This is a genomic window from Vibrio algivorus (assembly GCF_030161215.1).
Lineage (GTDB): Bacteria > Pseudomonadota > Gammaproteobacteria > Enterobacterales > Vibrionaceae > Vibrio > Vibrio algivorus.
The window spans coordinates 463,579-489,414 of record NZ_BSPV01000003.1 but is presented as its reverse complement, the minus strand read 5'-3'; the positions used below and the strand labels follow the sequence as shown (position 1 = coordinate 489,414).

Here is a 25,836-nt window from a genome sequence, read left to right as displayed (position 1 = left end):
ACAGAGTCATAGCTGCCAGTTAATCTGGCAGCTGATTAAGGAATAATTATGTTTAAAATGATCCAATCCATGTTTCAGACAAAACCTAATCCGGCTCAACATGCCTCAAAAGGCGCACCAATCGATGCGTTCACTGCCGAAGAAATTGAGCAAAAAATTCAAGCTTTAGAAGAAAAGTTAAAGCTAGACGAAGCAAGTTTTGACACTCAAAAACAACTCATGATTGAGTACAATAAAGCGCTCAAAGTATTCGCTAAAACGCCAAGCTACAAACATAAAATCGATGATCTGTTTATCAAAATTGATGAGCTTAGAAACGCCACAAGAAAAAATTTTTAGGCCAGATATGAATATAAAAGAATTGTTAATCGAATCAGAAGCCATTCAAATTGGGATCAAAGAGTCCAATTGGGAAGATGTTATCCAATTAGCCGCGAAACCATTAATCAAAAATGGCTATTTAACAGAAGCCTATGCAAAGTCCGTAATTGAAAGTACCCAAAGTAATGGTGCTTATTATGTCTTCGATGAAGGCATAGCCATTCCTCATGCTAGACCCGAGTGTGGGGTGATCAAAAACTGCTTCAGCTTAGTTTTGCTCGAAAAGCCCATCTCATTTAATGGTAGCGTGCCAGCCGATATCATAATCATGTTTGGTGCAACAGATAGCAATGGCCACATAGAACAAGGTATTGGTTCTATCGTTTCCATGTTAGATGACGAGGACAAAATACAAGCTATTAGACAGGTGACTTCCCAACAACAATTACTGGAGTTGATATGAGCGAAAAGACAAACCAAACAGGCAAAACGATTATTTTAGTTAATGGTGTACCGGCCTCTGGCAAAAGTTCTGTCGCACATAACATCGCTAATCATTTTAACCTCACATACCTAGCTATCGATACAATAAAAGAGCCGTTCATGACGACGGTTAAAGATTACAATCGCGAGATAAATCGAGAGCTAGGTAAAGCGGCATACAACGTTATATGGGATATCGTCAAGCAGGCCCCTGAACATCATACTTTTGTAATTGATGCTTGGTTCGGATTCCAACCTAAAGCGCTCCTTATCGAATACTTGAATCAAGCAGGGGTAGAAACCGTTATTGAAGTGTGGAACCAAATATCTGGCTGTACAGCCGCGAAAAGGTATGAAAATAGGATCCCGTACCGTTCGGATAAACACCCAAGGCATGAATATTTACCAGAGTTGGTTACCTTGGCAAATAATGCAAAACCTATGGAAATTGGAAAAACCATAACCATCGACCAAGATAAGCCACTAGATATGGCAGCATTATTCACTAACCTTTCAAAACTTCTCACCTACCCTATTCAACAAAGGGCATAAATGTATAACAGCCTCATATACAGAGGCTGTTATCGTTACTATTCCATTTTTTTTGCTTTACGACCTACCGAAATAGCCAATTATCAACCACACTAAAATATGTCAGTTTAGAGAAAACACTAAAACACTGACGAGACACAAGCTCAACTAAGACTTTTGCACACCTTTATAACCTTAGTTGCTCTGCTTGTTACAAACTCTTGGCTTTAGTTGCAGACCTCCCCACCCTTGCAGCTAAAGCCAATTTTTGATCATGAGTCACGAGGGATCCCGATGACCAATACACATTCAAAAACACTACAGCTTAATCATTCCATTTCCATTCTCAGTAGCGTTAGCAGACATTCTTTTATTAACCACTCCCCTATCAAAAAGGCCTTGCTCACCGTTGTCTGCTTATTTAGTGCTAGCACCTATGCGCAAACCCCTGCTATTTATTCAAGCGAAAGCATTCACCATCCAATTTGGGCTGAGCATGGCATGGTCGCGAGCCAAGAAGAATTGGCTTCAAAAATTGGTGTTGAAATCCTAAAACAAGGTGGCAATGCTGTGGATGCAGGTGTGGCCGTCGGCTTTGCTTTAGCTGTCACACTACCGCGCGCTGGCAATATTGGTGGCGGTGGTTTTATGATGATTTACGATGCGAAAAAGAAACGCACTTTTGCCCTAGATTATCGTGAAATGGCGCCTTCGAAAGCGTATAAAGATATGTACCTTGATGAAAATGGCAATGCAGTTGAAGAACTGTCTCGCTTTCATGGTTTAGCCGTGGGTGTGCCGGGTACAGTAGCTGGTTTAATTACTGCTTTAGAAAACTACGGCAGTATGGATTTAAAAACCGTGATGACCCCAGCCATTAAACTAGCGGAACAAGGTATTATCGTTACTCCTGATTTATATACCTCACTACAAAGTGCCAAAGAACGCCTACAAAAATGGGATAGCAGTAAGCCAGTATTCTTTAAAGATGGCGGTAAATCAGACTACCAAATCGGTGATAAATTCATTCAAACCGATCTCGCAAACTCCTTAAAATTGATTGCAGATAAAGAGCGTGATGGTTTTTATAAAGGCAAAACCGCCAAAGCAATTGCCGATTCCGTTACCGCTGCTGGCGGCTTAATGACAATCGAAGATTTAGCAAGTTACAAAGCGGTGATTCGTGAGCCTGTGATGGGAAATTATCGCGGTTACAGTATTGCTTCCATGCCGCCACCATCATCGGGTGGTATTCATATTATTCAAATCTTAAATATTTTGGAAAACTACCGAATCGGTGAAATGGGCCATAACACAGCAGAAACAATACATGTAATGGCTGAAGCAATGAAACTCGCTTATGCAGACCGTGCAGAATATCTAGGTGATCCCGACTTTGTAAAAGTACCAAGCAAAGGACTGACTAATAAAGACTATGCCCATAGTTTGCAACAACAGATTTCACAAGATAAAGCTCGTCCAGCCAAAGAAATTAAACATGGCCAACCGATGCCATATGAAAGCGATCAAACAACCCACTTCTCTGTCATGGATAAAGATGGCAACGTGATTTCTAACACCTACACTTTAAACTTCTCTTACGGTACTGGCATGGTCGCCAAAGGTACTGGCATTTTACTTAATAACGAGATGGATGATTTTTCTGCCAAGCCAGGTGTGCCGAATGGTTACGGTTTAATTGGCGGTGAGGCCAATGCGGTAGAAGGCGGCAAGCGTCCTCTTTCTTCTATGAGCCCAACCTTAGTGTTTAAAAATGGTAAGCCTATACTGGCAACGGGTAGCCCGGGTGGTAGCCGAATTATTACTACAACCCTACAAATCATCATGAATGTCATAGATCATAATATGAATATCGCCGAAGCGACCCATGCAGTACGTGTTCATCATCAATGGTTGCCTGACGAACTACGTATTGAAAAAGGCTTGAATCAAGACACTATTAAACTGCTACAAGCTAAAGGGCAAAACGTCGTCGAAAAAAGTGCAATGGGGAGTACTCAATCTATTATGCATACTGAAAAAGGATTCTTTGGAGCTTCCGATCCAAGAACGCCAAGCGCATTAACAACCGGATATTAAGGAGTACAGCATGAAAAAATGGACAACAATGATACTGAGCACTCTGGCACTATTAAGCCCAGTTCTCGCTTGGGCGAATGAAGATAACGGCCTAGTACAATTGCAAAGTCAACATAGTGTGCAAGAAACATCAGATAAACTCGTTAACGCCTTAAACTCAAAAGGAATGACCGTTTTTGCACAAGTTGATCACGCTGCTGGTGCAAAGAAAGTCGATATTGAATTACGCCCAACTCAAGTGATCATTTTTGGTAACCCGAAAGTCGGTTCCCCACTCATGATTTGCCAACAATCCGTCGCCATTGATTTACCGCAAAAAGCGCTGATTTCCGAAGATGAAAGCGGAAAGGTTTGGTTAACGTATAACGATCCTAAATACTTAGCTTCACGCCACCAGATCCAAGGTTGTGACGAGGTATTGGATAAAGTATCTAACGCCTTAGCGAACTTTGCTAAAGCGGCAACGCAATAACCTTAACTCTTTTAATCTTAAATATTTTTTGAGGTTTACGGCTCTAAAATAAGCTTATCTTGAATAAAATCTAGAAATAGTGAAATTCTTGACGCTAATGCACTTTGTTTATAATACACCGCTTGTATCGATTCTCTTCGGTTTGGGTGGTGTATGGCATTAGGTAGAACCTCAACTAACGTCCCATCCGCTAATTCTTTATGAATCATGTAATACGACAAGGTGGTAATCCCCATTCCATTAACACACAGCTGTTTTATGACCTCACCACTACTGGCTTTCAATTCAAAATTGAGCACATTATTAGGTTCTTTTAAGTACCAATTATTCAAGTGAGAGGCGTGTGAAAAGCCAATAAGAGTATGTTCGGACAATTGCTGACTATGTGTTGGTGTGCCGTTAACTTGCAAATAATCTGGACTTGCCACCAGCACTAATGGACTTTGTCCTAACACCCTTGAATGCAAGGTTGAATCTTTTAAATCCCCGATTCGAATAGCCACATCGACCTTGTTATCTAATAGATCAACAACCGTATCATTGGTTGTAAGCTCCAACTCTACTTTCGGGTAGCAGGTTCTAAACTCTGGTAATAACGGCCCTAATTGATGGATCATAAAAGCGAATGCGGCATCAATTCTTAACTTACCAACGGGCTCGGTTTGATGGGACAGTAAATGCTGTTGGCCAAGTTCAAGTGTATTTAAAGCCTTTTGCACATATCCTTTAAAAACAGCCCCTTCTTCTGTCATAACTAGCTTCCGAGTCGTACGATTAAATAAGGTGGTATCAAGTTGCTTTTCCAATCTGGCTATCGCTCTTGATAACGTAGCAATTTGAATCCCCTCCTTTACCGAGGCCTTTGAAAAACTTTCACTTTCCGCCACCGCCAGAAAAGCCATTAAATCTTCTGTCTTAATCATTTACGAATGCTCTTTCATATACCGTAATAAGAGAATACATTTATTGCATATCAATCAAAAGTAATTTGTATCTTTTGATATTAATGAAAAGATAATACTCTGATACCATGCTTGTATTCATAAGAAAACAAATAGTAGGAATCCCATGTCAAAGTCTCTTTTTACGCCAATCCAATTCGGTGATTTAACCTTAAACAACCGTATCGTCATGCCACCAATGACTCGCTCTCGCGCTAAAGATGGCTGTGCTAATGCCATGATGGCAGAATATTACGCACAACGCGCAGAAGCAGGACTTATCATTTCTGAAGGCACACAGATCTCACAACTCGGTCAAGGTTATGCGTGGACACCGGGTATTTATTCTCCTGAGCAAGTTCAAGGTTGGAAACTCGTCACTGATGCTGTACACGCAAAAGGCGGTAAAATATTCGCTCAACTTTGGCATGTAGGTCGAGTCACTCATCCAAGTAACACTGGCGGTGTACAACCTATTTCGTCCAGCGAACAAGCCGCTAAAGGCGTAAAAGTATTCATTGATGAAGAAGACCAACCAAACTTTGTCGATACGGTATTGCCAAGAGCAATGACTCATGACGATATTGCACACGTAAAAGCAGAATTCCACCAAGCGGCGTTAAATGCCCTAGAAGCTGGATTTGATGGTGTTGAATTGCACGCGGCAAACGGCTACTTAGTCAATCAATTTATCGATTCAGAAGCCAACCTTCGCGATGATGAATACGGTGGCAGTACTGAAAACCGCCTGCGTTTCCTAGGAGAGGTGGTCGATCAATTGGTTTCGGTCGTGGGTAAAGAGCGCGTCGGTGTCCGTCTTGCCCCATTCACTTGCTTAAATGGCACAGTAGATTCCGATCCTGAAGCGACTTATATCGAAGCGGCGAAATTACTAAACAGCAAAGGCATTGGCTACATCCACATTGCAGAAGTGGATTGGGATGACGCTCCTGATACCCCAATCTCATTTAAGCAAAACCTACGTCAAGCTTTTGAGCAAACCATCATTCTAGCGGGTAAATATAACCCAGAAAAAGCCCAACAAGCTTTAGAGCAAGGTTTTGCCGATATGGTAGCGTTTGGTCGTCCATTTGTGGCAAACCCAGATTTAGTCACTCGAATCAAAAACCAGTACCCACTCGCCGAGCATAACCCAGATACGTTGTTTGGTGGCGCTGAGCAAGGGTTAACCGACTACCCTGTGTATTCTGAAGCTTAAGGGGATCCAATGAACAAACACAATATCGTAATCAACACCCAAGCTTGGTGTGTGGAATCTCAAACCAATCAGTTAAAGCTATCTGACAAAGCGCTTGAGCCTTTAGCGAGTGATGAAGTTCAAATTGAAAATCATGCCATTGGTCTTAATCCCGTTGATTTCAAAGTCATTAACAACGGTGTGTTAAGTGATGGACAAGTAGCGGGCGTTGATGGCGCAGGAATGGTAACCGCTGTCGGTTCAAGTGAGCTTTCTCACCTTATTGGCACTCGTGTGGCTTATCATCAAAACCTGCATTTGAACGGTAGCTTTGCCAAGCACATTAACATTAAAGCAAAGGTGATAATCCCGCTCCCAAACAAAATAAGCTTTGAAGTTGCAGCGAGCCTACCTTGTCCATTGCTCACTGCTTGGCAGGCTGTCGATAAACTGCCAATCAAACCAAATAGGACTGTTTTGGTAAGCGGTGCCTCTGGTGCTGTGGGGCGTTATTTAATTCAGTTATTAAAACACAAAGGATTCAACGTTGTTGCAACGGCAAATCCAAATCGCCACCCACAACTTGAAGAGCTTGGTGCTCAACAATGCTTCTCAATGGACGAAACATTTAGCGACAGAACATTTTTCGCCGTTATAGACACTCGTTCACGAGAAACCGCTAAGCAACTCGCACCAACCTTGCAAGCCAACGGACATCTCGTTTCAATTTTAGGCAGATTAGAAGAGCAACCTCTGTCAGCCTTTGAACGTTGTATCTCGTTGCATGAAATAGCACTAGGTGCCTTACATCAAGAAGGACTAGATAGCGATTGGCAAGAGTTAACTTCAATGGGGACTGAACTTATGAAGCAAATCTCGAACCAACAAATTATACCAAATCCAATTCATGTGATGGATTTTGCAAAACTTGATCTTGCTATTAATGAATTTGAACATCAAAGAAAAGCACTGAAATACGTCATTCAATGCTAAACCTAATACAATTTATACCGTTATAGGGCATCAATAATGTCAAATATAGAAAACATGCAAATCCCAACACTAGGCGCGGGTACATTTCGCCTCAAAGGTCAAGATGCTTATCAATCGGTTGAGATGGCTCTAAAACTTGGTTATCGCCATATCGATACCGCGCAAATTTATGGTAACGAAGCCGAAGTGGGTCAAGCTATCACTGACAGCCAACTTGATCGTTCAGAGCTGTTTTTAACCACCAAAATTTGGATGGATAAATTCGCTCAAGCCGATTTTTTACCAAGTTTAAAAGAGAGTTTACACAAGCTACAAACGGAGTATGTGGATCTGCTTTTGATCCACTGGCCATTAAAAGATGAATCCGTTTCTATGACGGAATACCTAACTGAGCTGAAAAAAGCACAGGATCTCGGCTTAGCCCGTCACATTGGAGTGTCTAACTTCACTACTGCGCAAATGACGCAAGCCATTGAGATTTTAGGTGACGGTAAGATTTTCACGAACCAAGTGGAAGTTCACCCTTACTTGCAAAATCGAGCCGTAGTTGAGTTTTGTCAGCAACACAACATTTTAGTCACCGCCTACATGCCTTTTGCTTACGGTGATGTGCTAAAAGATGATGTTATTTGTGCCATTGCAAAAAATCCTCAAGCAACCCCAGCTCAAGTAGTACTGGCTTGGATTATTCAACAAGGGTTTGTCACCATTCCTTCCAGCACCAAGGAAAAGAACCTAGCGAGTAACTTAGAATATTCAAAAGTGACACTCAGTGAAGATGACATGAAACAGATCGCCACGCTCGATCGTAATCATCGTCTTGCGAACCCAGATTTCGCACCTGAGTGGGATTAATAATAAAAATTTAGTTTTTATAAAAAAACGCCGTAGACTCACATCTACGGCGTGTATACCTCTAATAATTAATGCTTATGAAACAGCAATAACTAACATATCCCTATTAGCTAAAGACATTAATACACCAAGTAATCACAGGGATTGCCACTATATCAATTAGAACTGCTCCGCATAATGGGGCAATGATAAATGCTTTGTGAGAAAACACCTTATATCTATCACACACTGCCCCCATATTCGCGACGGCATTTGGAGTCGCACCTAATCCGTGGCCAACAAAACCAGAACATAATACGGCTGCATCATAGTTTCCACCAAGCAATCTAAACATAACAAAAACCGCAAGCGCTATGATAATTGCTGTTTGAATGAGTAATATCGTACCTAGCGACCAGCCTACATCAGCTAATTGCCAAAGTTTTAAATTCATCATGGCGATAGTTAAGAAAATGCCCAAGCAAAAATCACCAATAACCGTAATGACGTTATCAGGTAGTTTAATAATTGGTTTAATATCATTAATATTTCGAATTACCAGTGCGATAAACATTGCGCCTACATACGATGGTAATATGATACCCAAATGTATTTTTAGCCACGAACTAAAATATAACCCTAATGACATTGTACATAGTAGAATCGCCGTCACTTTTAATAATAAAGCTCCATCAATAATAGGCTCTACAGTTTTAGGTTTTTGCAAAGATTCTAATTCATGTACATCTTCTGATTTAATTTCAATCTTATGATGCTTAATTAACCAACGAGCAACAGGTGCGCCTAACAAACCACCAGCTATCATTCCAAATGTAGCAGCTGCAATCGCAGCCGTTGCGGCTCCCGAGACACCTAATGCTTCTACTTCAGGTCCGAATGCTGCCGCGGCACCAAATCCACCTTCTAATGATACTGTACCTGCCATCAAGCCAAGAAGTGGGTGTTCTCCTAACATACTCGCTAGACCAATCCCGACCGCACCTTGAATAACCGCTAAAACCCAGCACGCAACTAAATAAACTCCTAATGCTTTACCACCTTTTTTAAGTAAGCCTAAACTCCCCCCCAAACCTACTGTAGCAAAAAACGCAATCATCAAAGGGCTCTGTAGAGCTGTATCAAGAATGATTTCCGTGTTACCAAACTCTCTTAGTATTAAAACCAAAATAGCAAAACCAAACCCACCAAGAACGGGAGAAGGGACACAAAACTGACGAAATATTGCCACTTTTCTTTGTGCAAATATTCCAAGCATTAATAATAATGCCGCAAGCGTCGTTGTTGACAGTACATCCAACGATATAGTATTCATAAACTATCCTTAGTATATTTTCCAGTAATATTTATTTGCGAGAGGCCATTAAAGACAAAAGTCGTGCTGCAACTTTCGCCGTTATATTATCTTTATCTAGTTCTGGATTTAATTCTGCAATATCAGCCATTTTGACTTTATTACTATTTAAAATTTGTTTCAGTCCATGCTCTAAAATCGGTAATTCAACACCTCGACTAGCAGGTGCACTCACACCAGGTGCAACATAGGCTGGCAACACATCAAGACAAATCGTTAAATATAAATAATCCACTTCATCAATGGCTTTATTTATTGCTTTTTCGTAAGCACTTAGATCCCAACTATTAATATCTTCATCAAATACTATGCGTGTATTTAACCTTTCGGCTCTTTCAAATAGTGCTTCGGTATTATTATATTTACTGACGCCTAAACAGGTATAATGAAAAGGCATATTTAAGGTTTCACACAATTTAGCGCATTGATAAAATGGGGTTCCAGACGTCGCCTGTTGATCTTCACGCAAATCTAAATGCGCATCAAAATTAATGATGCCGACTTTCGCTTTAGGATGATGCTTTGAAATATGTTGTACAAAACCGCTAAAACTCGCATAACCAATTTCGTGTCCCCCCCCGATTGCACTGAGCGTATTGTCATTATCTAGAATATCGCACACCTTTGTCGCAAATTGTGCTTGAGATTCTTCCAAGTCTTGATACGTATGTATGTCTCCTGCATCGTATAAAGATCGTTCACTAGACCAGGCAAGGTTTGCTACCGCCTTTCTTATCGCTACAGGACCTTCTTTGGCTCCTACTCGACCTTGGTTTCTCTTTACCCCTTCATCTGACGCAAACCCGATAATCGTCGTGCCTTCTTTTTGTCCCTGATAAGGTGCGATCACTTGATGCCATCGTTTTGCTTTAGTACCTTCACCAAGGTCTACTCGTCCATGCCATATATCCATATTTATAGCTTGTTCCTGTTCACCTTTTTTCATATATCTATTCCCGTAATATATGCGCTAACTTCGTTGCCGCATGACATGTCAATTTAATCCATTGCTGCTGATTTTTTTCTGCTCTCACACTCGGAGCCATTAACGAAATCGAACCGTGTAATTTTTTATTTCCTGTAATGATTGGTGCGCTGACACCCCACACTCCTTCATCAATTTCACTATCAGAAGTGGCATAGTTTTGCTCTCGGATCATTTTCAATTCATGCTCGAGAACATCTGCATTTCTTTCTTTGATTACCCGGCGCCGAGCATCTTCACTCAAATATGCCAAAAGTACTTTAGAACTGGCGCCTTTATACATTGGCTGGGATGCCCCTTTTTGATAACAACATCGCAGAGGCTGGGAGCTATCAATCATGTCAATACATAACACCTGTCCTGCAACAGGCATCATCAAGGCCACACTTTCACCTGTATTATTGGCTAATTCATTCATAAGCGGTCTAGCCCACGAGATTAATGTATTTCCTTGTTGGAAACCTTGGCTTAATTGCACAGCCATAGCGCCAGGAACATACAATCCAATCCCCCTTTCTTGCACTAACGACCACTTAGATAAACTGGTTAAGTGTCTATAAATACTTGAAAGTGGAATTCTCGACTGTAAAGACAACTCTTTGGCTGAAATTGGTCCCCGGCTTGATGCGATCAAAGATAATAAAAAAAATGCTTTTTCTGATGCTGGTATATTCATAACCCTCTCCACATTCATCATCACTTCAAACAAAAAATAACGACAATTAGATTCTCATATTTTAAGAATTTCAGTTCTATATTTGTGATCATTTCTTGATAAAGACAATTTCAACACTAAAAAATGATGCTTATTGTCTATTTAACTAATACAAAAACGCCGCAGACTCTCATCTACGGCGTTTTTGTTATTTTAATATTATGTCGTGAAACTTACCCTTTCACCCCACCTGCGGTTAAACCACCTACCAAGAACTTCTGAGCTAGCAAGAACACTATGGTGATTGGCAATGCTGACAACACAGCGGCGGCGGCAAAATCGCCCCATAAGTAGTTTTGTGGGTATAAGTATTGCTGCATACCCACCGCCAAGGTGTAAGAATCAACATCACGAAGCAGTAATGATGCGACGGGTACTTCGGTCACTGCGGCAATAAATGACAAGATAAACACCACCGCAAGAATTGGCACAGATAAAGGCAACAAGACTAAGCGGAATGCTTGCCAAGGGGTTGCGCCATCAAGGGCTGCCGCTTCTTCTAGTGAGTTATCAATCGATTCAAAATAGCCTTTGATTGTCCATACGTGCAGTGCAATACCGCCCATGTAAGCAAACACCACACCGCCGTGAGTGTTGAGGCCTAAGAATGGAACGTAAGTCCCTAGGCGATCAAACAATGCGTACAATGCGACAAGAGCAAGAACCGCTGGGAACATTTGGAAAATCAGCATAGAGCGCAAAATAACGGTTTTGCCTTTAAACTTCATACGAGCAAACGCATAAGCACAGGTAGTCGAAAGCACCACAATACCAATTGCGGTTAAGCCCGCTACTTTTACCGAGTTCCACAGCCATAGCAAGACTGGAAAAGGCGGTTTAGTGACTGTGCCATCAGCATGTACCACATCAAAACCTAGTGCCAGTTTCCAGTGCTCCAAAGAGGGGTTACGTGGAATCAAATCCCCTGCTGCATAGTTACCTTCACGGAAGGAAATCGCAATCACCATTAATAGTGGGAACATCATTAATGCTAAGAAGAACCACATTCCAATATGCGTTGCCCAAACACGGTACTTCAAAGATTTAGGTTGAACCATAGCCATGTTGAATCTCCTTATTCTGTTTCTAACTTAGTGAACTTCATATTCAGTAGCGATAAGCCGCCCACTAATAAGAAGATAAGTGTGGCAATCGCACCGGCTAAACCGAAGTCTTGACCTCCCGCACCTTCAAACGCAATACGGTAGGTGTAGCTCACTAATAAATCAGTATGACCGGCTGGAACACTGGTGCCAATCATATCTGGCGCACCGTTGGTTAATAGTTGAATCAATACAAAGTTGTTGAAGTTAAAGGCAAAGCTAGCAATTAATAACGGCACCATAGGTTTAACTAATAACGGCAGGGTAATTTTCATAAAGTTATCAATCGGGCCTGCGCCATCCATTGCGGATGCTTCATACAAATCATCAGGAATCGCTTTTAACATCCCCATCGCTAAGATCATCATGTATGGGTAACCTAGCCAAGTATTGACAATAATGATCATGGTTTTAGCAAGGAACGGGTCGGTAAACCAAGCGGGGCTTAAGCCAAACAAGCCTTGCAATAGTTGGTTGATCTCACCAAAACTTTGGTTAAATAAGCCTTTGAATATTAAGATAGAAATAAACGCTGGCACCGCATAAGGCAAAATCAATAGCACACGGTAAACGCCACGGCCTTTCAACGCTTCCCAAGAAACAATTTGCGCTAAAACTACGCCCATTGCCAATGTCAGAACCACGGTTGCTGCTGCAAATACTACTGTCCAAACAAAGATTTTAAAGAATGGCCCTTGAATACCTGGGTCACTGAAAATACGAGTGAAATTGTCAAAACCAATATTAACGATGAAGCCTGGAGTGATGTAGTCACCTATAAACTGACCATCTGCATCGACTGGCTGGTAATAACCAATTTCATAGTTTGGTTTTAACACCTGTTCAGTTTGGTTATTCACTAACGTTTCGCCATCAGCATCTAAGCTATAGAGCGGTTTTACTTGAGCAAATTTACGCAAGCCCGACATCACTAACGCTTCACCATCAGGCGTTTGTACTTCAAGTTGGTTTAATACGTTACGGTTTTGGATCACCGCTTTTAATGGTGCTTTTTTGCCAGGAAGTTCTGTCGCAGGGGTTAATTTAAGATGCCCTTCTAGTTTTTCAACCGAACCATCAGACAAAGAGATCGGTTGAGACACGAGCCAGTGATCATCTTGTTTTAAAGCAATCGAATATACGTCGTCATGTTGACGTAGCTCGAAGGTATAACTGTCACCACTTTGAAAGCTCTGCTCAAGTAATACGCCTTGAGTTCGCTGAAAGCTAAGTTGATTGGCGCCACTATAGTTAGTGAATGCCAGCCCTATGGTATAAATCAATGGGAAAATGATGAACAAGATCATACCCGCGACACCAGGGTAGATATAACGATGAGCATAAGTACGCTTACGAGCAAATACGTACACACCCATTGAAGCAAGCACTAGGGTAAGTAAGGCAAAAGCAAACTCACCACGAGCGTACATCAGTACAATCGCATAGCCATTCAAAAGAGTGATCGCTGAAAGTACGAGCGTTTTCAGCCAAGGAAAAGGACGAGGCGCAGAATGTGGCGCTAGACTAGATGACATAATATTCGCTGACATATTAAATTCCGTTTCTGTATCGAATTGACTTTGCGCACTATGCCACAGAGTAAAATTCGAAAGCTTTTGAAACTGCATAAGTGTTAATTCCAATAACTAACACTATTCCTGGGCTAATAAAGGCATAACCCAAACTAAAGCAGACGGATAACTTACAAAATAGAGGGAGGAGAGACTCCCCTCCCTCAATCCTCAAGTGAGGACCATTTGACCTTATTTGGTCATGCGCTCCGCAACGGTATTTAGCGCTTCTTCTACTGATTGACGACCATTAACTACGTTGCCAATCGCCGCTTTCTCTGCGTACCAGAAGGCTGACATTTGAGAAATGTTCGGCATGATTTCGCCTGTTTCTGCGTTCGCCATGGTTGCCGCAATACGTGGATCTTTAGCTAACTCTTCTTGATAAGAGGTTAAAGCAACCGCACCAAGTGGCGTATCATCATTCACAGCTTTCAAACCATCTCGGGTTAGCATGTAGTTTTCAATAAACTCTACCGCTAAATCTTTGTTTGGTGATGCAGAACTGATGCCTGCCGTTAATACACCTACAAATGGTTTTGAAGGATTACCGTTAAACATTGGCAGTTTGGTTACACCGTAGTTAATACCGGCTTTATCAATGTTTGCCCAAGACCAAGGACCATTGATGGTCATTGCTACTTCGCCTTTATTAAAACCAGATTCCGCAATCGTGTAATCGACATCCGGTGAAATCACTTTTTGATCCACTAGGCCTTTCACAAAGCTCATCGCATTTTGCGCACCTTTGTTATTTACACCGACATCTTTCGGGTTGTAAGCACCATTTTCAAACTTAAACGCATAACCACCATCGGAAGCTAATACTGGCCAAGTAAAGAAAGGTTCAGACAAGTTCCACATAATCGCTTTTTTGCCATCTTTTTGTAGTTGCTTATCTAGTGCTGCAATATCTTCCCAATTTTTTGGCGGAGTCTTAACAAGGTCTTTGTTATAAATAAGAGATAGTGACTCTACCGCTACAGGGTAACCGATGTACTTACCTTCATAAGACACCGCATCCCAAGTAAAATCTGCAAATTTCGATTTAAAATCAGACGATGGTTTTACTTCTGCAAGTAAACCTGCTTGAGCATACCCACCAAAACGGTCGTGCGCCCAAAGAACAATATCAGGACCATCGCCAGTAGAAGCTAATTGAGGAAATTTCTCTTCTAGTTTATCTGGGTGGGATACTGTGACTTTAATACCAGTATCTTCTTCAAACTTTTTACCTACTTCAGCAAGGCCGTTGTATCCTTTATCACCATTGATCCAAATGGTAAGTTGACCTTCTTCTATAGCAGCATGCGCGCTAACACCACTTAAGGCTAGACTACATAAAATGGCAGTATTGAGGACTTTTTTCATTTCCATGATCCTTTCTATTGTTCTTATTTAAGTGCTACGGGCGTCGAAACAAAATGTAGGGTTCGTAACACATGACATACCTTTAATAGGCAAGTAGCCACGTTTGGTATGAAAAAATAATGCGATAATTCCCACATACCTACATCCTCCTAACTTCTACGCCCCCCGCTCACAAGCTGACTTTTGTGACCTAGATTCACAATATTTTTTATCTCAAGCGAAAAATAGACAATAAACGTGAGCGGGCGCACATCATACTCCTGTCTACACCGCCAATTTGAATCTCAATAAAAAAGTGTGATCTATGCACTCATCCCCCTGCGTCCACCAAAAATTAAATGTATAGGGATGAGGTTTATTAGTGTGTTTTCGGTAAGATAAGTCCCATAGTCGCTTTTTGCATTACCTAAGAGAATGTAAATAACGCATTAATAATCAACATGTTTGGATAATAAAAAACATTTAACATTCATTATCTAAACATCGAAAATCTATTAGAAGGAAGACCAGATGACGAGTGTGACTCTACGAAAAGTTTGTAAAGCATATGGAGACAACCTCATTTCTAAAGATGTAGATTTGGAGATCCAAGATGGCGAATTTGTGGTCTTTGTCGGTCCATCAGGTTGTGGTAAATCCACCCTACTACGCTGTATTGCAGGTTTAGAAGATATTACTTCTGGTGAGCTTTTCATCGGTGATACCAAAATGAATGATGTCCCCCCTTCTGAGCGTGGTGTCGGCATGGTATTCCAATCTTATGCTTTGTATCCGCATTTAAACTTATTTGACAATATGTCGTTTGGCTTGAAGCTAGCGAAAGAAGATAAAGCAAAAATCAAATCTCGCGTTGATCATGCAGCTGATATTTTACAACTTGGTCACTTACTAGAACGTAAACCTAAAGCCCTTTCAGGTGGTCAACGTCAACGTGTGGCAATTGGTCGTACTTTAGTCGCGCAACCGGAAGTTTTCTTATTAGATGAACCGCTTTCCAACCTAGATGCCGCGCTGCGTGTTCAAATGCGTATTGAACTAGCCAAGCTACACAAGAAGTTGGGCTGCACTATGATTTACGTCACTCACGACCAAGTAGAAGCGATGACGATGGCGGATAAAATCGTAGTACTAGACGGTGGTAGTGTTTCTCAAGTTGGTAAACCATTAGAGCTTTATCACTACCCTGAAAACCGTTTTGTAGCTGGTTTTATTGGCTCACCAAAAATGAACTTCATTAATGTTCAAGTCAAAGAAGTGGAAGCAGAACGCGTAAAAGTAGAACTGGCTAGCCAAGCCTCATTCTGGATCCAAGTCGACGGTACCGATGTACAAGCTGGCGCACGAATGTCATTAGGTGTTCGCCCAGAGCATTTATTGCCAAGTGGCGAAGGTGATGTGGTGATTCAAGGTAAAGTACAAGTGGTCGAAAAACTCGGTAATGAAACTCAAGTTTACTTAAGCCTTGATAATGTCGATGCTGATTTCATCTACCGTGAAAATGACACTTTAGATGTCGATTCTGGCGATACTTTCCAAATCGGTATTCCAGCCCACCGCTGCCACCTATTCCACAGCGACGGTCGCGCGTGTAAACGCTTATTTAAAGAACGTGGCGTGTAAGCAACATTTAATGTCATAGAAGTGCCTTTTGCCCCAAGCTAATGTTTGTTTGGGGCTTTTTTTGTTCTTAAGCTTCTATACCCAAGTAACAATCCTCATGCCTTTACTCACCATCTTTGATATATTGACCACCTCTTTTCATCCTCCCCTCTTTTGGACGTTTTATGAAGCAGTCTGCTGACAACATTTTTACGCGCCTTCCTATCGTTTTTTCTATTGCCATTTTATGTACTCTTTTATGGGGTAGTGCTTATCCGGCGATCAAAACAGGCTATGCATTGTTATCCATTGAGCCGCATGATGTGGCGTCTCAGATGGTGTTTGCAGGGCAGCGTTTCTTCTTGGCAGGCGTGTTTCTATTTATCATTGCGCGTATTCTTAAAAAACCGAGTATGAATATGACGTTGCCGAAATTTAGCCAGCTGGCAGCATTAGGTTTGAGTCAAACCACGTTACAGTACATCTTCTTTTATATTGGTTTGGCGTACACCACTGGCGTAAAGGCTTCAATCATGAACGCAACTGGTACGTTTTTTAGTGTGCTTTTAGCGCATTTTATTTATCAAAATGACCGCTTAACTCACCGTAAAGCTCTAGGTTGTGCAATTGGCTTTCTGGGCGTGTTTATCGTGAACTTTCATACCTCATTGCTTGATTTTCAGTTTAGCTTAGCAGGTGAAGGCTCGATTGTATTAGCAGCCTTCTTCCTCGCTTCTGCATCTATTTACGGTAAGCGTCTATCTCAAAAAATGGATGCGATGCTTATGGCCGCATGGCAACTTGCTATCGGTGGCGCAGCATTACTGGTGATTGGTTACTTGTCTGGTGGTCACAGCGGTGAATTTCATTTATCTAGCGTGCTATTACTGATCTATTTGGCGCTACTGTCTTCCGCCGCCTTTGCGCTTTGGAGTATTCTTTTAAAATATAACCCTGTTGGCATGATCACTATCTTTAACTTTTTGATCCCAATCTTCGGTAGCTTATTGTCTGCCCTATTCTTAAATGAAAGCATTTTAGAGTGGAAGAACCTTATCGCACTAATTCTGGTCTGCTCGGGTATTTATTTGGTGACTCGTAGTAAACGGCAGTAATGAATATATACGTTTGATTTTAAACCATTGATTAGAATATGTATTGGTACTTAAGGGCAAAAAGAACCACATATATTGAAATTTAAGTTTTTTACTTAACAGTTGAGTTTCGGGAAAAAATAACCATTACAAGTTATTCCGTATCACCATAAGGAAAGATCCAGCTGCTGCTATCCATAGTATTGAATAAGCCTTCATATGTTTTACAAAAAACATTTGGTAAACAAGCCCAATAACCAGTAAAGCCTCAAGCAACACTTGACCAGGAAAAATGACAAGTGCGTAAAGCATACCATAGCCAGGTGCCTGTCCATACACTCGACTGTCAGTACTCATCATCATAGATTCAAGATACAGTTCAAAGCATATAAATACGGTATGATTCAATATTAATAGCGCTAACAGTACTTTCATTTATCTCTCTGTTAATTATCCCAAATGACGCCCTACTTAGTAGGGCGTTTAACATTAGTCTTCAATTTTCTCAAAAGCGTACTTGTCTTTTATATTCCGGTTAAAGTATGAGCCGTGAGATGTTGACCAATAGAATGAATCCCAAACTTGAGAGGGAACATTATGATAACGGTATCCACCACCATGCTTAAACCTAATATCTAACAGATCGCTAATTTCCGAATAGCCTATATGAGATATCGCTGAAGAGCTAGACGGGTGCTGCTCAAAAAGAGGCATAGGATATAAGTTGGTTGTAATGGAGCTTACTTTACTAGCAATAACCGATGCCTGACCATGTAAATGTAGATAAGAATCAGCAAGGCTATGGCCCGTTGCATCCAATAGATTGTCAACAGCATCATAGTTTGCAGGGACAGCACCGAGCAAATCCTGAACAGCTGCCATTACAATGTCGTTATTGTTAGTTAGCACACCCACTAAGCTAGGGTTATTATGCCCGAAGTTACCGCCAACAGAACTTGCGGGACTGGCAATACTCATCATACCAAGCATTGGGTAATCAGAAAGCCTGATGCCATTGGGATAGGTATAAGTGTTCACAATCTCATTAACCAAAGCATTTGCGTAGAAATTACCCTGTGAATGACAGATAAGCACAGTACGAGTACAGTCACTTAATAGTGACTTCAATCTAATACTCGCGTTTTGAAAGTCAACTTCCGATTCAATGGCGTGATCGGGAAGATAACTTAATATTTCAATAAGAACTGGTGTGATAATCGACACTTCTTCCGTTGATAACTCCGTAATGAAGCCACCTAGGATAGATGTTAAGACGACATATTCTTGGCTATATTTATCAAGATCTTGGTACTTCTGCTTGGCAACCTCATAAAATTGAGCAATATGTCCTTCATAACGGTTATAAGAACCTTCAACCACTCCATTTTTTCTAAACTGAGTGAGGTAGCTGTCTTGAAAATCATCTAAATCTTTAATATTTGAGACAAATCCACTTGGAGTGGTATACATACCATTCACGTAAAAAAGCTGAAGCTTATCTATGTTACTTTCACACCAGTTATTAGCTTGTGCATTAGGTATAATCCATAATAAAGTCAATATTGATAGTAGTTTTTTCATCTTTATTTCACCAATGTTAAATTTACACAAGGAGTATCTGACGTCTTTATTCCTGACAAATCATTAGAAAGCACATCAAACAGTTTATTTTCTGCACTTCTTTTCTCTAAAGCTCGTTCTAAAGTATTGAAATACAACTTTGTTGGGGAATCAAAGCTAGGATCATTTTTCTTTATTTCAATAAAGCACCTATTAAGAGCAATTAAATTTGAAAATGAATCACTGGCATACTTTTTTGTTATAACCATATCTTCTTTTAGGCTGACTTGTAGCAATGTCTTCCACTCATGACTTGCAGATAGTGCTACATTAACTATTTCTTCATCTGGGTATGATTTTCTAACGGAAATTTCATAGTCGTCACGGATCCCATTGTCATCTGCATCACTTCCTTCAATAGTAGAGTCACCATGTCCTAGTTTTGGCGATTCTTTATCATCAAAATTTATATTTGTTAAATGACGCCAAGCCGATGATGTTTCAGGATACTCATTTTTATTCCACCAACTAGCTAGATAATAATTATCATTAATTACAACCACCTCGCCACCAGTATATATCTCATGACTATTCCAGTAGGTTAACTTCTTCTTATCAATAAAAATCCAACCGTCCCAATTAATATTATTTTCAATCGGCTCTACACCTTTTGTCCAATGAGATGATATATATAATTTTTCACTCCATTCTACAATTTCACCTGACTTATATTCTTGATTTTTATTTCACACATCATAAGCAAATATGTTTGGTGAAAATGATATAGAAAAAAACGCCAACGCAAAAATCACTTTTATTTTATTCATAAACTAATCCCTTTAAAAATATTTGTATTCATTTATCACTGAATGAATAAGTCACTTTGCCTAGAACAGACCCATATATATCAAGTATTCCTATAAGACCTCGGTAATTTAATTATTAAGAAAAGAGATGGGCTAATGCCTCATAGCAACCTACTAAATTAAATTTAAGTCTATTTATAAGGCCTCAAACTTTCATCTAATTAAACCCACACGAATATCACTTTCGGCTTACAATACAAAAAAAACTCATAACAAATATATCAGTTACATTTTGGTTCTAATTAATCTTGATTTCAGATAATAACTGAGACATTCACAGAATGGTGTAGAAGAGAAAATCTACGGTAGATAAATAGGATAGAAGCAACTTAATAGCACCGTTATCTCAACGTTATACTGAGACAAACCACTAAATCATCATTCAATTCATAAAATCCTACTCTGTTCACAAATCCCGATTATTTGAGCTAAAGATCTCATTTTCTAAGGGGGTAATTAGCCTTATCTTGTTTCAAATCGCACTTTGCGAAGCCTTACTTTGCACCAAGTGTGATCCCCGCACTCATCCTTTATTTCTACTCCCCCGACTCCCTTATATCGGGAGGATGTGACTTTGCCTCACTTCTCGCAAAATTGCTTCATCGCTGAATGATTCAAATAAAAGCTCACTAAAAGCCGCCACACATTCAGAGATCCAATCGCTTCACTTGGTTAATCAAACGACCGGTGAACAAGATGAAACAATATAAAGGATTAATAACATGAAAAACCTCAAGGTCTGTTTAACTGCTGCTGCCGTTTCCTCTGCGTTACTTGCTCCTGCTGCAATGGCGGTAGGTGTCGATTTCCATGGTTATATGCGTGCTGGTGCTGGCGTGAGTGCACATGGTGGCGCAAATGAATCATACGAAAGAAATAAAGTCGGTCGTCTTGGTAACGAAGATGATGTCTACGGCGAAGTTCAACTAGATACAACTCCTATTAAAGCCGGTGACAGTGCTGAGTTCATTGTAAGCTCAATGATTGCTTATGGCTCTGATGGTTCAAATGGTTGGGAATCAGCTCGTGATGATGAAGACGGTGCTGATGTCGCACTTGCTCAATTTAACGTTCAAGCAAAAGGCTTATTCGATTTTGATAAAGAAGCAACTCTTTGGGCTGGTAAACGTTACTACCAACGTCAAGATATTCACATTACAGACTTCTACTACTGGAACACATCAGGTGGTGCCGGTGGCGGTATTGAAAATGTCACGGCTGGCCCAGGTAAAATCTCATTTGCGTTCATGCGTGATGACTCTTTAGGTAATGATATTGGTGTCGATTTAGATGGTGATGGCGTTACTGATAAACAAAATTACAACGTTAACAACTTTGATTTACGTTATGCCGACCTAGGTTTATGGCAAGATGCAACATTAGAGCTTGGTGTTAACTACTACATGGTTAACGAAACTGATGAACAAGAAACTTATGACCTTGATACTGAAGATAGCGTAATGGCAACAGCAGTAATCACTCAAGGTAACTTCTTCGGTGGTTTCAACAAAACTGTTTTCCAATTTGCCACTAATGGCGCAGCATCGGGGATGGCTGGTCTAGGTTCTGGTAGCTGGGTCCCTGCCGTTTCAGATGGCGATACTGGCTTCCGTGTCATCAACTTTGGTGTAGTTGATTTAAGCGAGAATTGGGATTTCGGTCACCAAGTGATGTACGCTCAAAGTTCGTACGAAGGTAATAAAAAAGACCATACTTTTGCTAACGTTGTTATGCGTCCAATCTATAACTGGTCTGAAGTAATGAAAACCGAATTTGAAGCAGGTTACTACACAGAAGAAAATCAGTGGGGAACCGATGGTGCTGATAACGAAGGTGCTAAATTCACCGTCGCACAAGCATGGTCTGCTGGCTCTGGTTTCTGGGCTCGCCCTGAAATCCGTGTCTACGCCTCTTACGTTGATGATTTCGAAAACGACAACCGTTTTGGTAACGACCAATCGAATGAATTCTCAGTTGGTATCCAAGCTGAAGCATGGTGGTAAGCCTAAAGGTTTAAGCTAAAACACAGCGCCGGCCAATGTTGCTGGCGTTGTGCGTTTCAATAATTTTTATTATTTATAAAGAGGCATTATGTCTGTATTCACAAATCAATCTGTTACTGCTCAAACAGCAACATCTTCTGCCGATGTGATTTTACATGCCTTTGATTGGCCGTATCAAAAAGTGGCCAGTGAAGCCGAGCGTATTGCTCAACTAGGCTATGATTCTGTTTTAGTTTCTCCAGCGATGACATCGCCCAACCATTCTGAATGGTGGAACCGTTATCAGCCACAAGACTATCGAGTGATTGATAACCCACTGGGCAACACTCATGATTTTATTGCCATGCAACGTGCTTTGTCTGAGCATGGCATTTCACTTTACGTCGATGTGGTGTTTAACCATATGGCCAATGAGTCTCAAGTACGTAGTGACTTAACCTACCCTAATCCACAAACAATGGCAGACTACCAGGCTAATGCAGAACACTTTGAATCACTAAAGCTGTTTGGCGACTTGTCTCAGCCATTGTTTACTGATGAAGATTTTGAACCCGCTTTTCCAATCACTAATTGGTTAGATGCCAACGATGTACAAAAAGGCCGACTCAGTGGCAGTGATACCGATCCTGGTTTGCCAACATTAGCTCCAACTGAAAACGTGGTGACTAATCAACAAGCCTACTTACAAGCATTGAAAAATCTCGGTGTCGCAGGCTTTCGTATTGATGCCGCCAAACACCTTTCGCCTGAACATATCGCGTTAGTTTGGACTGAAGAAGTCTGCCAAGGCGTGAAAATATTTGGTGAGATCATTACTGACGGCGGTGAAGGAAAAGCGGAATATGAAGTATTTTTAAAGCCGTTTATTGAATCAACAACTTTCGATGCGTATGACTTCCCGCTATTCCATCGTTTATTAAATGTGTTCAAACATGATCACAATATGACTTTACTGCTAGATTTGTACCAACAAGGGCAATGCCTAGACGATAAACGCGCGATTACTTTTGCAGTGACACATGATATTCCCAATAACGATGTGTTCCGCAATCAAATGTTATCGCCACAACAAGAGCAATTGGTTTACTGCTACTTACTTGGTTGCAGCGATGGTGCGCCTTTAATCTATACCGATTTAAACACCAGTAACGATCTGGATGCATTAGGCTACCCTAGATGGGAACAAAGCTGGCACGACACTAGTCTTATCAAGATGATTCAGTTTCATAAACAAGTTCATAGCTCACCAGTGCAAGTTCTTGAATCAACCAACGATGTTTTAGTTATTTTGCGAGGAACGGAAGAAAAACCGGTAGGCATCGTCGCGATTAATAAAGGATCTGAAGAATGCCATATCAATCTGCCAACCAATCAAAACCAATTTAATGTCTGGCTCGGTGGCGATGACTTACTACGTCAAACACTAACGTTACCTGCTCAGTCTGGGATTATGTTGTTGGCTTAAATCAAGATTCAAAGCCAGAGTTCTCAGCTTTGGCTTTATTTTAAGCATTACTCTTTATCAAAACTATCCACAACAATCGCCCCCATTGAGGCTGGCATAGCAATCAAAATTAATCGTTTGAATGCTAATAGTGGTTCGGTTTGTAGTGGTAACTTATCTAAAGCAAACAATACTAATGCCACCACAAAAATGGTGAGTAGGTAGGCAATCACAATACGCAGAATAAAAGCTAACATTCGGCGTTTCACATCACTTTGGAATACACTTTGATAGGCAAAAAAACCAAGGAATATTATTGAAATAATAAACAGCATCACTACATTTTCCAGTGGTAGTGTTTTGCTTAAATCCCAGGCTTCTTCCGAAAACGAAATAGGAACTGCCAATGTAAACGCACCAATGATCACTTGGCTGGCATCTTCAAGATTAAAATTCAGTTTCATCAAGCGACTCTTTAGTGATTGCGTCATATGAACTTCCCTTTCATTCTAGTTGGCTTAAGCCACCCACACCACTCGCAGTGCCAATCCAATCAACACGACTCCAGAAATGCGATCAATCCAATGCGCTTTATTACGCAGGGTAGAAAGTAGAAGTTGGCTAGATAACATGAAGGTAATTAAGGTGTACCATAGTCCATCAACGATGAATGGGGTCATAACAATAATCGCTTTGCTGCTGGTTTCTGCGCTTACCGCAACAAACTGACTAAATAACGCTGTAAAGAAAATGGCGATCTTCGGACTAAGAATAGAAATTAAAAAACCTTCTTTGGCAGATTGAGCAATGGAACAACTACGGCCTGACTCTAAACGCTCTGCAATACCACCTTTTGATTGAATAGCATTAAAACCTAACCAAGCTAAATATGCTGCGCCTGCATACGTAATGCCTTTGAACACCAATGGGAATTGATGAAGTAAAATAGCCAAACCAAGAATCGTAAATAGCGCGTACAAACCAATACCAAACGCATGGGCCCAGGCAGTGGCTAAACCATTTTTTCGCCCACCCGCTAAGCTATGTTTCGCGACCATCGCCAAACTTGGCCCCGGTGACATTGCGCCAAGTAAACAGATAAGTAACAGCGAAAGCCAGATTGTTAGTGTCATTGAATCCCTTCACAATATTTAAATATTGAATTTAATGGTTATTCTACTGAAAAAAATCCGTATGATGGTATTCATTTCTTTATATAAAAATTAATTTACCCAAGTAACTTCAAGATGAAGCTCCCGCAGGGCAAGTTAAAAGGAAGCGCTATGAAAATTGCATTAATTGGACTCGGCAGCATTGCACAAAAAGCCTATTTACCTTTTATCACTCAAATTGAAGGCGTCGAATGGGTATTGTGTACACGTAATGCAGATATACTACAGGGATTAGCAACCAAATATAACGTTCGTGAGTATTACAGCGATTATCGTCAACTGATTCATGCTGGGGTTGATGCTGTTATGATCCACAGCGCGACTTCTAGCCATAAAGATATGGCCAGCTTTTTTCTATCTCAACGCATTGCTACTTTTATCGATAAGCCACTGGTTGATAACGGCCATGATTGTGAAGCTTTATATGAGTTAGCTCAGCGTAATAATACGCCGTTATATGTAGGGTTTAATCGTCGCCATATTCCCCTATTCAACCAGCATTTAGTTGGTGTCCAATCTGGAATGCCGCTTAACCCTTTGCACTCATTGCGTTGGGAAAAACATCGCTTTAATCAACCTGGTGATGTTCGTACCTTTATTTTTGATGACTTTATTCACCCGCTCGATAGTGTGAATATTTTTGCTCAAGCCAATATTACCAATATGCATATCGCAACCCAGTGGAGCCATAACCAGCAACTGGCAAGTATTAACGTGCAATGGCAACAACAAGGTAGTTTACTTAATGCCTCGATGAACCGTATGTTTGGTCAAACTCAAGAACGAGTGTCAGCTGATTTTGCTAATCAATCTTATGAGTTCCGTGGTTTTATGGAAGGTACACTGTGGCAAGACGATAACGCTCAACAGTTACAAACCAAAGACTGGATGCCAATGCTTGCCACCAAAGGCTTTGATAACATGGTGCAAGAATGGTTAGGTGTAGTAAAAACCGGTCGTATGCCATCGGCTTTAGTGGAACGAAATATCGCCTCGCATTTATTAGCTGATGCTTTATGCCAACATGTATTAAAGCAACAAACTCGCAAGGTACATTAACCCATATACCCAATCCACAAAAACAAAGAGATCCTATTTTAGGATCTCT

At 40.8% G+C, this 25,836-nt stretch carries 25 protein-coding genes; 13 read left to right on the top strand and 12 right to left on the bottom strand.

The features are described from left to right. Window positions 1–48: 48 nt before the first annotated feature. The 5 genes from QQJ93_RS03845 to QQJ93_RS03825 all read left to right on the top strand — a co-directional run bounded on the left by QQJ93_RS03845 (window position 49) and on the right by QQJ93_RS03825 (window position 3,907). Window positions 49–339: a hypothetical protein gene (locus QQJ93_RS03845; protein ID WP_089124173.1), complete on the top strand. Its 291-nt coding sequence runs from the start codon at window positions 49–51 to the stop codon at window positions 337–339. Window positions 340–346: 7 nt separating this feature from the next. Beyond that, a complete protein-coding gene (locus QQJ93_RS03840) occupies window positions 347–784 on the top strand; it encodes a PTS sugar transporter subunit IIA (protein WP_089124172.1) in 438 nt (145 codons plus the stop codon). Next, window positions 781–1,356 carry a P-loop nucleotide/nucleoside kinase family protein gene (locus QQJ93_RS03835; RefSeq protein WP_089124171.1) on the top strand — a complete coding sequence of 192 codons (576 nt, stop codon included), beginning with the start codon at window positions 781–783 and terminating at the stop codon, window positions 1,354–1,356. The genes QQJ93_RS03840 and QQJ93_RS03835 overlap by 4 nt, the downstream gene beginning before the upstream one ends. A 273-nt stretch (window positions 1,357–1,629) precedes the next feature. Beyond that, window positions 1,630–3,435 carry a gamma-glutamyltransferase gene (gene ggt, locus QQJ93_RS03830; RefSeq protein ID WP_284186031.1) on the top strand — a complete coding sequence of 602 codons (1,806 nt, stop codon included), beginning with the start codon at window positions 1,630–1,632 and terminating at the stop codon, window positions 3,433–3,435. A 10-nt stretch (window positions 3,436–3,445) separates the two neighbouring features. Beyond that, a complete protein-coding gene (locus tag QQJ93_RS03825) occupies window positions 3,446–3,907 on the top strand; it encodes a DUF302 domain-containing protein (protein ID WP_089124170.1) in 462 nt (153 codons plus the stop codon). 35 nt (window positions 3,908–3,942) lie between these two features. Here QQJ93_RS03825 and QQJ93_RS03820 read toward each other — a convergent pair whose 3' ends face one another. After that, on the bottom strand, window positions 3,943–4,830 hold the full coding sequence (locus QQJ93_RS03820) for a LysR family transcriptional regulator (protein ID WP_089124169.1): 888 nt from the start codon (window positions 4,828–4,830) through the stop codon (window positions 3,943–3,945). A gap of 145 nt (window positions 4,831–4,975) precedes the next feature. Between QQJ93_RS03820 and QQJ93_RS03815 the strand changes: the two genes are divergently transcribed. Genes QQJ93_RS03815 through dkgB form a run of 3 tightly spaced genes read left to right on the top strand, consistent with a single transcriptional unit; the run spans window position 4,976 to window position 7,894 of the window. Continuing rightward, entirely contained in the window at window positions 4,976–6,067 is a 1,092-nt protein-coding gene (locus QQJ93_RS03815) for an alkene reductase (RefSeq protein WP_089124168.1), read from the top strand. Between the two features lie 9 nt (window positions 6,068–6,076). Continuing rightward, complete coding sequence (locus QQJ93_RS03810) at window positions 6,077–7,039, top strand: alcohol dehydrogenase catalytic domain-containing protein (protein WP_089124167.1); 963 nt, start codon at window positions 6,077–6,079, stop codon at window positions 7,037–7,039. 54 nt (window positions 7,040–7,093) lie between these two features. Next, window positions 7,094–7,894: a 2,5-didehydrogluconate reductase DkgB gene (gene dkgB / locus QQJ93_RS03805; RefSeq protein ID WP_089124544.1), complete on the top strand. Its 801-nt coding sequence runs from the start codon at window positions 7,094–7,096 to the stop codon at window positions 7,892–7,894. Window positions 7,895–8,000: 106 nt separating this feature from the next. Here dkgB and gltS read toward each other — a convergent pair whose 3' ends face one another. The 6 genes from gltS to malE all read right to left on the bottom strand — a co-directional run bounded on the left by gltS (window position 8,001) and on the right by malE (window position 14,990). After that, window positions 8,001–9,206 carry a sodium/glutamate symporter gene (gltS, locus tag QQJ93_RS03800; protein ID WP_089124166.1) on the bottom strand — a complete coding sequence of 402 codons (1,206 nt, stop codon included), beginning with the start codon at window positions 9,204–9,206 and terminating at the stop codon, window positions 8,001–8,003. Window positions 9,207–9,237: 31 nt separating this feature from the next. Next, window positions 9,238–10,191, bottom strand: a complete 954-nt coding sequence (gene hutG / locus QQJ93_RS03795) for a formimidoylglutamase (protein WP_089124165.1) — start codon at window positions 10,189–10,191, stop codon at window positions 9,238–9,240. A 4-nt stretch (window positions 10,192–10,195) separates the two neighbouring features. Then, window positions 10,196–10,906 carry an IclR family transcriptional regulator gene (locus QQJ93_RS03790; protein WP_089124164.1) on the bottom strand — a complete coding sequence of 237 codons (711 nt, stop codon included), beginning with the start codon at window positions 10,904–10,906 and terminating at the stop codon, window positions 10,196–10,198. Window positions 10,907–11,118: 212 nt separating this feature from the next. Further along, entirely contained in the window at window positions 11,119–12,009 is an 891-nt protein-coding gene (malG, locus tag QQJ93_RS03785) for a maltose ABC transporter permease MalG (protein ID WP_089124163.1), read from the bottom strand. 11 nt (window positions 12,010–12,020) lie between these two features. After that, the gene (gene malF / locus QQJ93_RS03780) at window positions 12,021–13,598 is read right to left on the bottom strand and encodes a maltose ABC transporter permease MalF (RefSeq protein WP_162497290.1); all 1,578 of its coding nucleotides are present in this window, start codon (window positions 13,596–13,598) and stop codon (window positions 12,021–12,023) included. 213 nt (window positions 13,599–13,811) lie between these two features. Beyond that, the gene (malE, locus tag QQJ93_RS03775) at window positions 13,812–14,990 is read right to left on the bottom strand and encodes a maltose/maltodextrin ABC transporter substrate-binding protein MalE (RefSeq protein ID WP_089124161.1); all 1,179 of its coding nucleotides are present in this window, start codon (window positions 14,988–14,990) and stop codon (window positions 13,812–13,814) included. A 510-nt stretch (window positions 14,991–15,500) separates the two neighbouring features. Between malE and malK the strand changes: the two genes are divergently transcribed. Continuing rightward, window positions 15,501–16,610, top strand: a complete 1,110-nt coding sequence (gene malK, locus QQJ93_RS03770; RefSeq protein WP_089124160.1) for a maltose/maltodextrin ABC transporter ATP-binding protein MalK — start codon at window positions 15,501–15,503, stop codon at window positions 16,608–16,610. 164 nt (window positions 16,611–16,774) lie between these two features. After that, complete coding sequence (locus QQJ93_RS03765) at window positions 16,775–17,704, top strand: DMT family transporter (protein WP_089124159.1); 930 nt, start codon at window positions 16,775–16,777, stop codon at window positions 17,702–17,704. Window positions 17,705–17,830: 126 nt separating this feature from the next. Here QQJ93_RS03765 and QQJ93_RS03760 read toward each other — a convergent pair whose 3' ends face one another. From QQJ93_RS03760 to QQJ93_RS03750, 3 genes are read right to left on the bottom strand one after another with little or no spacing between them, the layout of a single operon-like run. Continuing rightward, complete coding sequence (locus QQJ93_RS03760; RefSeq protein WP_089124158.1) at window positions 17,831–18,118, bottom strand: hypothetical protein; 288 nt, start codon at window positions 18,116–18,118, stop codon at window positions 17,831–17,833. A 54-nt stretch (window positions 18,119–18,172) separates the two neighbouring features. After that, a complete protein-coding gene (locus QQJ93_RS03755) occupies window positions 18,173–19,264 on the bottom strand; it encodes a KTSC domain-containing protein (RefSeq protein WP_089124157.1) in 1,092 nt (363 codons plus the stop codon). A 2-nt stretch (window positions 19,265–19,266) separates the two neighbouring features. Further along, the gene (locus QQJ93_RS03750) at window positions 19,267–19,806 is read right to left on the bottom strand and encodes a hypothetical protein (RefSeq protein ID WP_089124156.1); all 540 of its coding nucleotides are present in this window, start codon (window positions 19,804–19,806) and stop codon (window positions 19,267–19,269) included. 1,025 nt (window positions 19,807–20,831) lie between these two features. Here QQJ93_RS03750 and lamB point away from each other — a divergent pair. Next, a complete protein-coding gene (lamB, locus tag QQJ93_RS03745) occupies window positions 20,832–22,112 on the top strand; it encodes a maltoporin LamB (protein ID WP_089124155.1) in 1,281 nt (426 codons plus the stop codon). Between the two features lie 88 nt (window positions 22,113–22,200). Continuing rightward, complete coding sequence (locus QQJ93_RS03740) at window positions 22,201–23,577, top strand: alpha-amylase family glycosyl hydrolase (RefSeq protein ID WP_089124154.1); 1,377 nt, start codon at window positions 22,201–22,203, stop codon at window positions 23,575–23,577. A gap of 47 nt (window positions 23,578–23,624) precedes the next feature. Here QQJ93_RS03740 and QQJ93_RS03735 read toward each other — a convergent pair whose 3' ends face one another. Continuing rightward, window positions 23,625–24,020 carry a DUF2391 family protein gene (locus QQJ93_RS03735; RefSeq protein ID WP_089124543.1) on the bottom strand — a complete coding sequence of 132 codons (396 nt, stop codon included), beginning with the start codon at window positions 24,018–24,020 and terminating at the stop codon, window positions 23,625–23,627. Window positions 24,021–24,074: 54 nt separating this feature from the next. Then, window positions 24,075–24,689, bottom strand: coding sequence for a LysE family translocator (locus tag QQJ93_RS03730; RefSeq protein ID WP_089124153.1), 615 nt, complete (start codon window positions 24,687–24,689; stop codon window positions 24,075–24,077). 150 nt (window positions 24,690–24,839) lie between these two features. Here QQJ93_RS03730 and QQJ93_RS03725 point away from each other — a divergent pair, with 150 nt between their 5' ends. Further along, the gene (locus QQJ93_RS03725) at window positions 24,840–25,787 is read left to right on the top strand and encodes a Gfo/Idh/MocA family protein (protein WP_089124152.1); all 948 of its coding nucleotides are present in this window, start codon (window positions 24,840–24,842) and stop codon (window positions 25,785–25,787) included. Window positions 25,788–25,836: the final 49 nt, after the last annotated feature.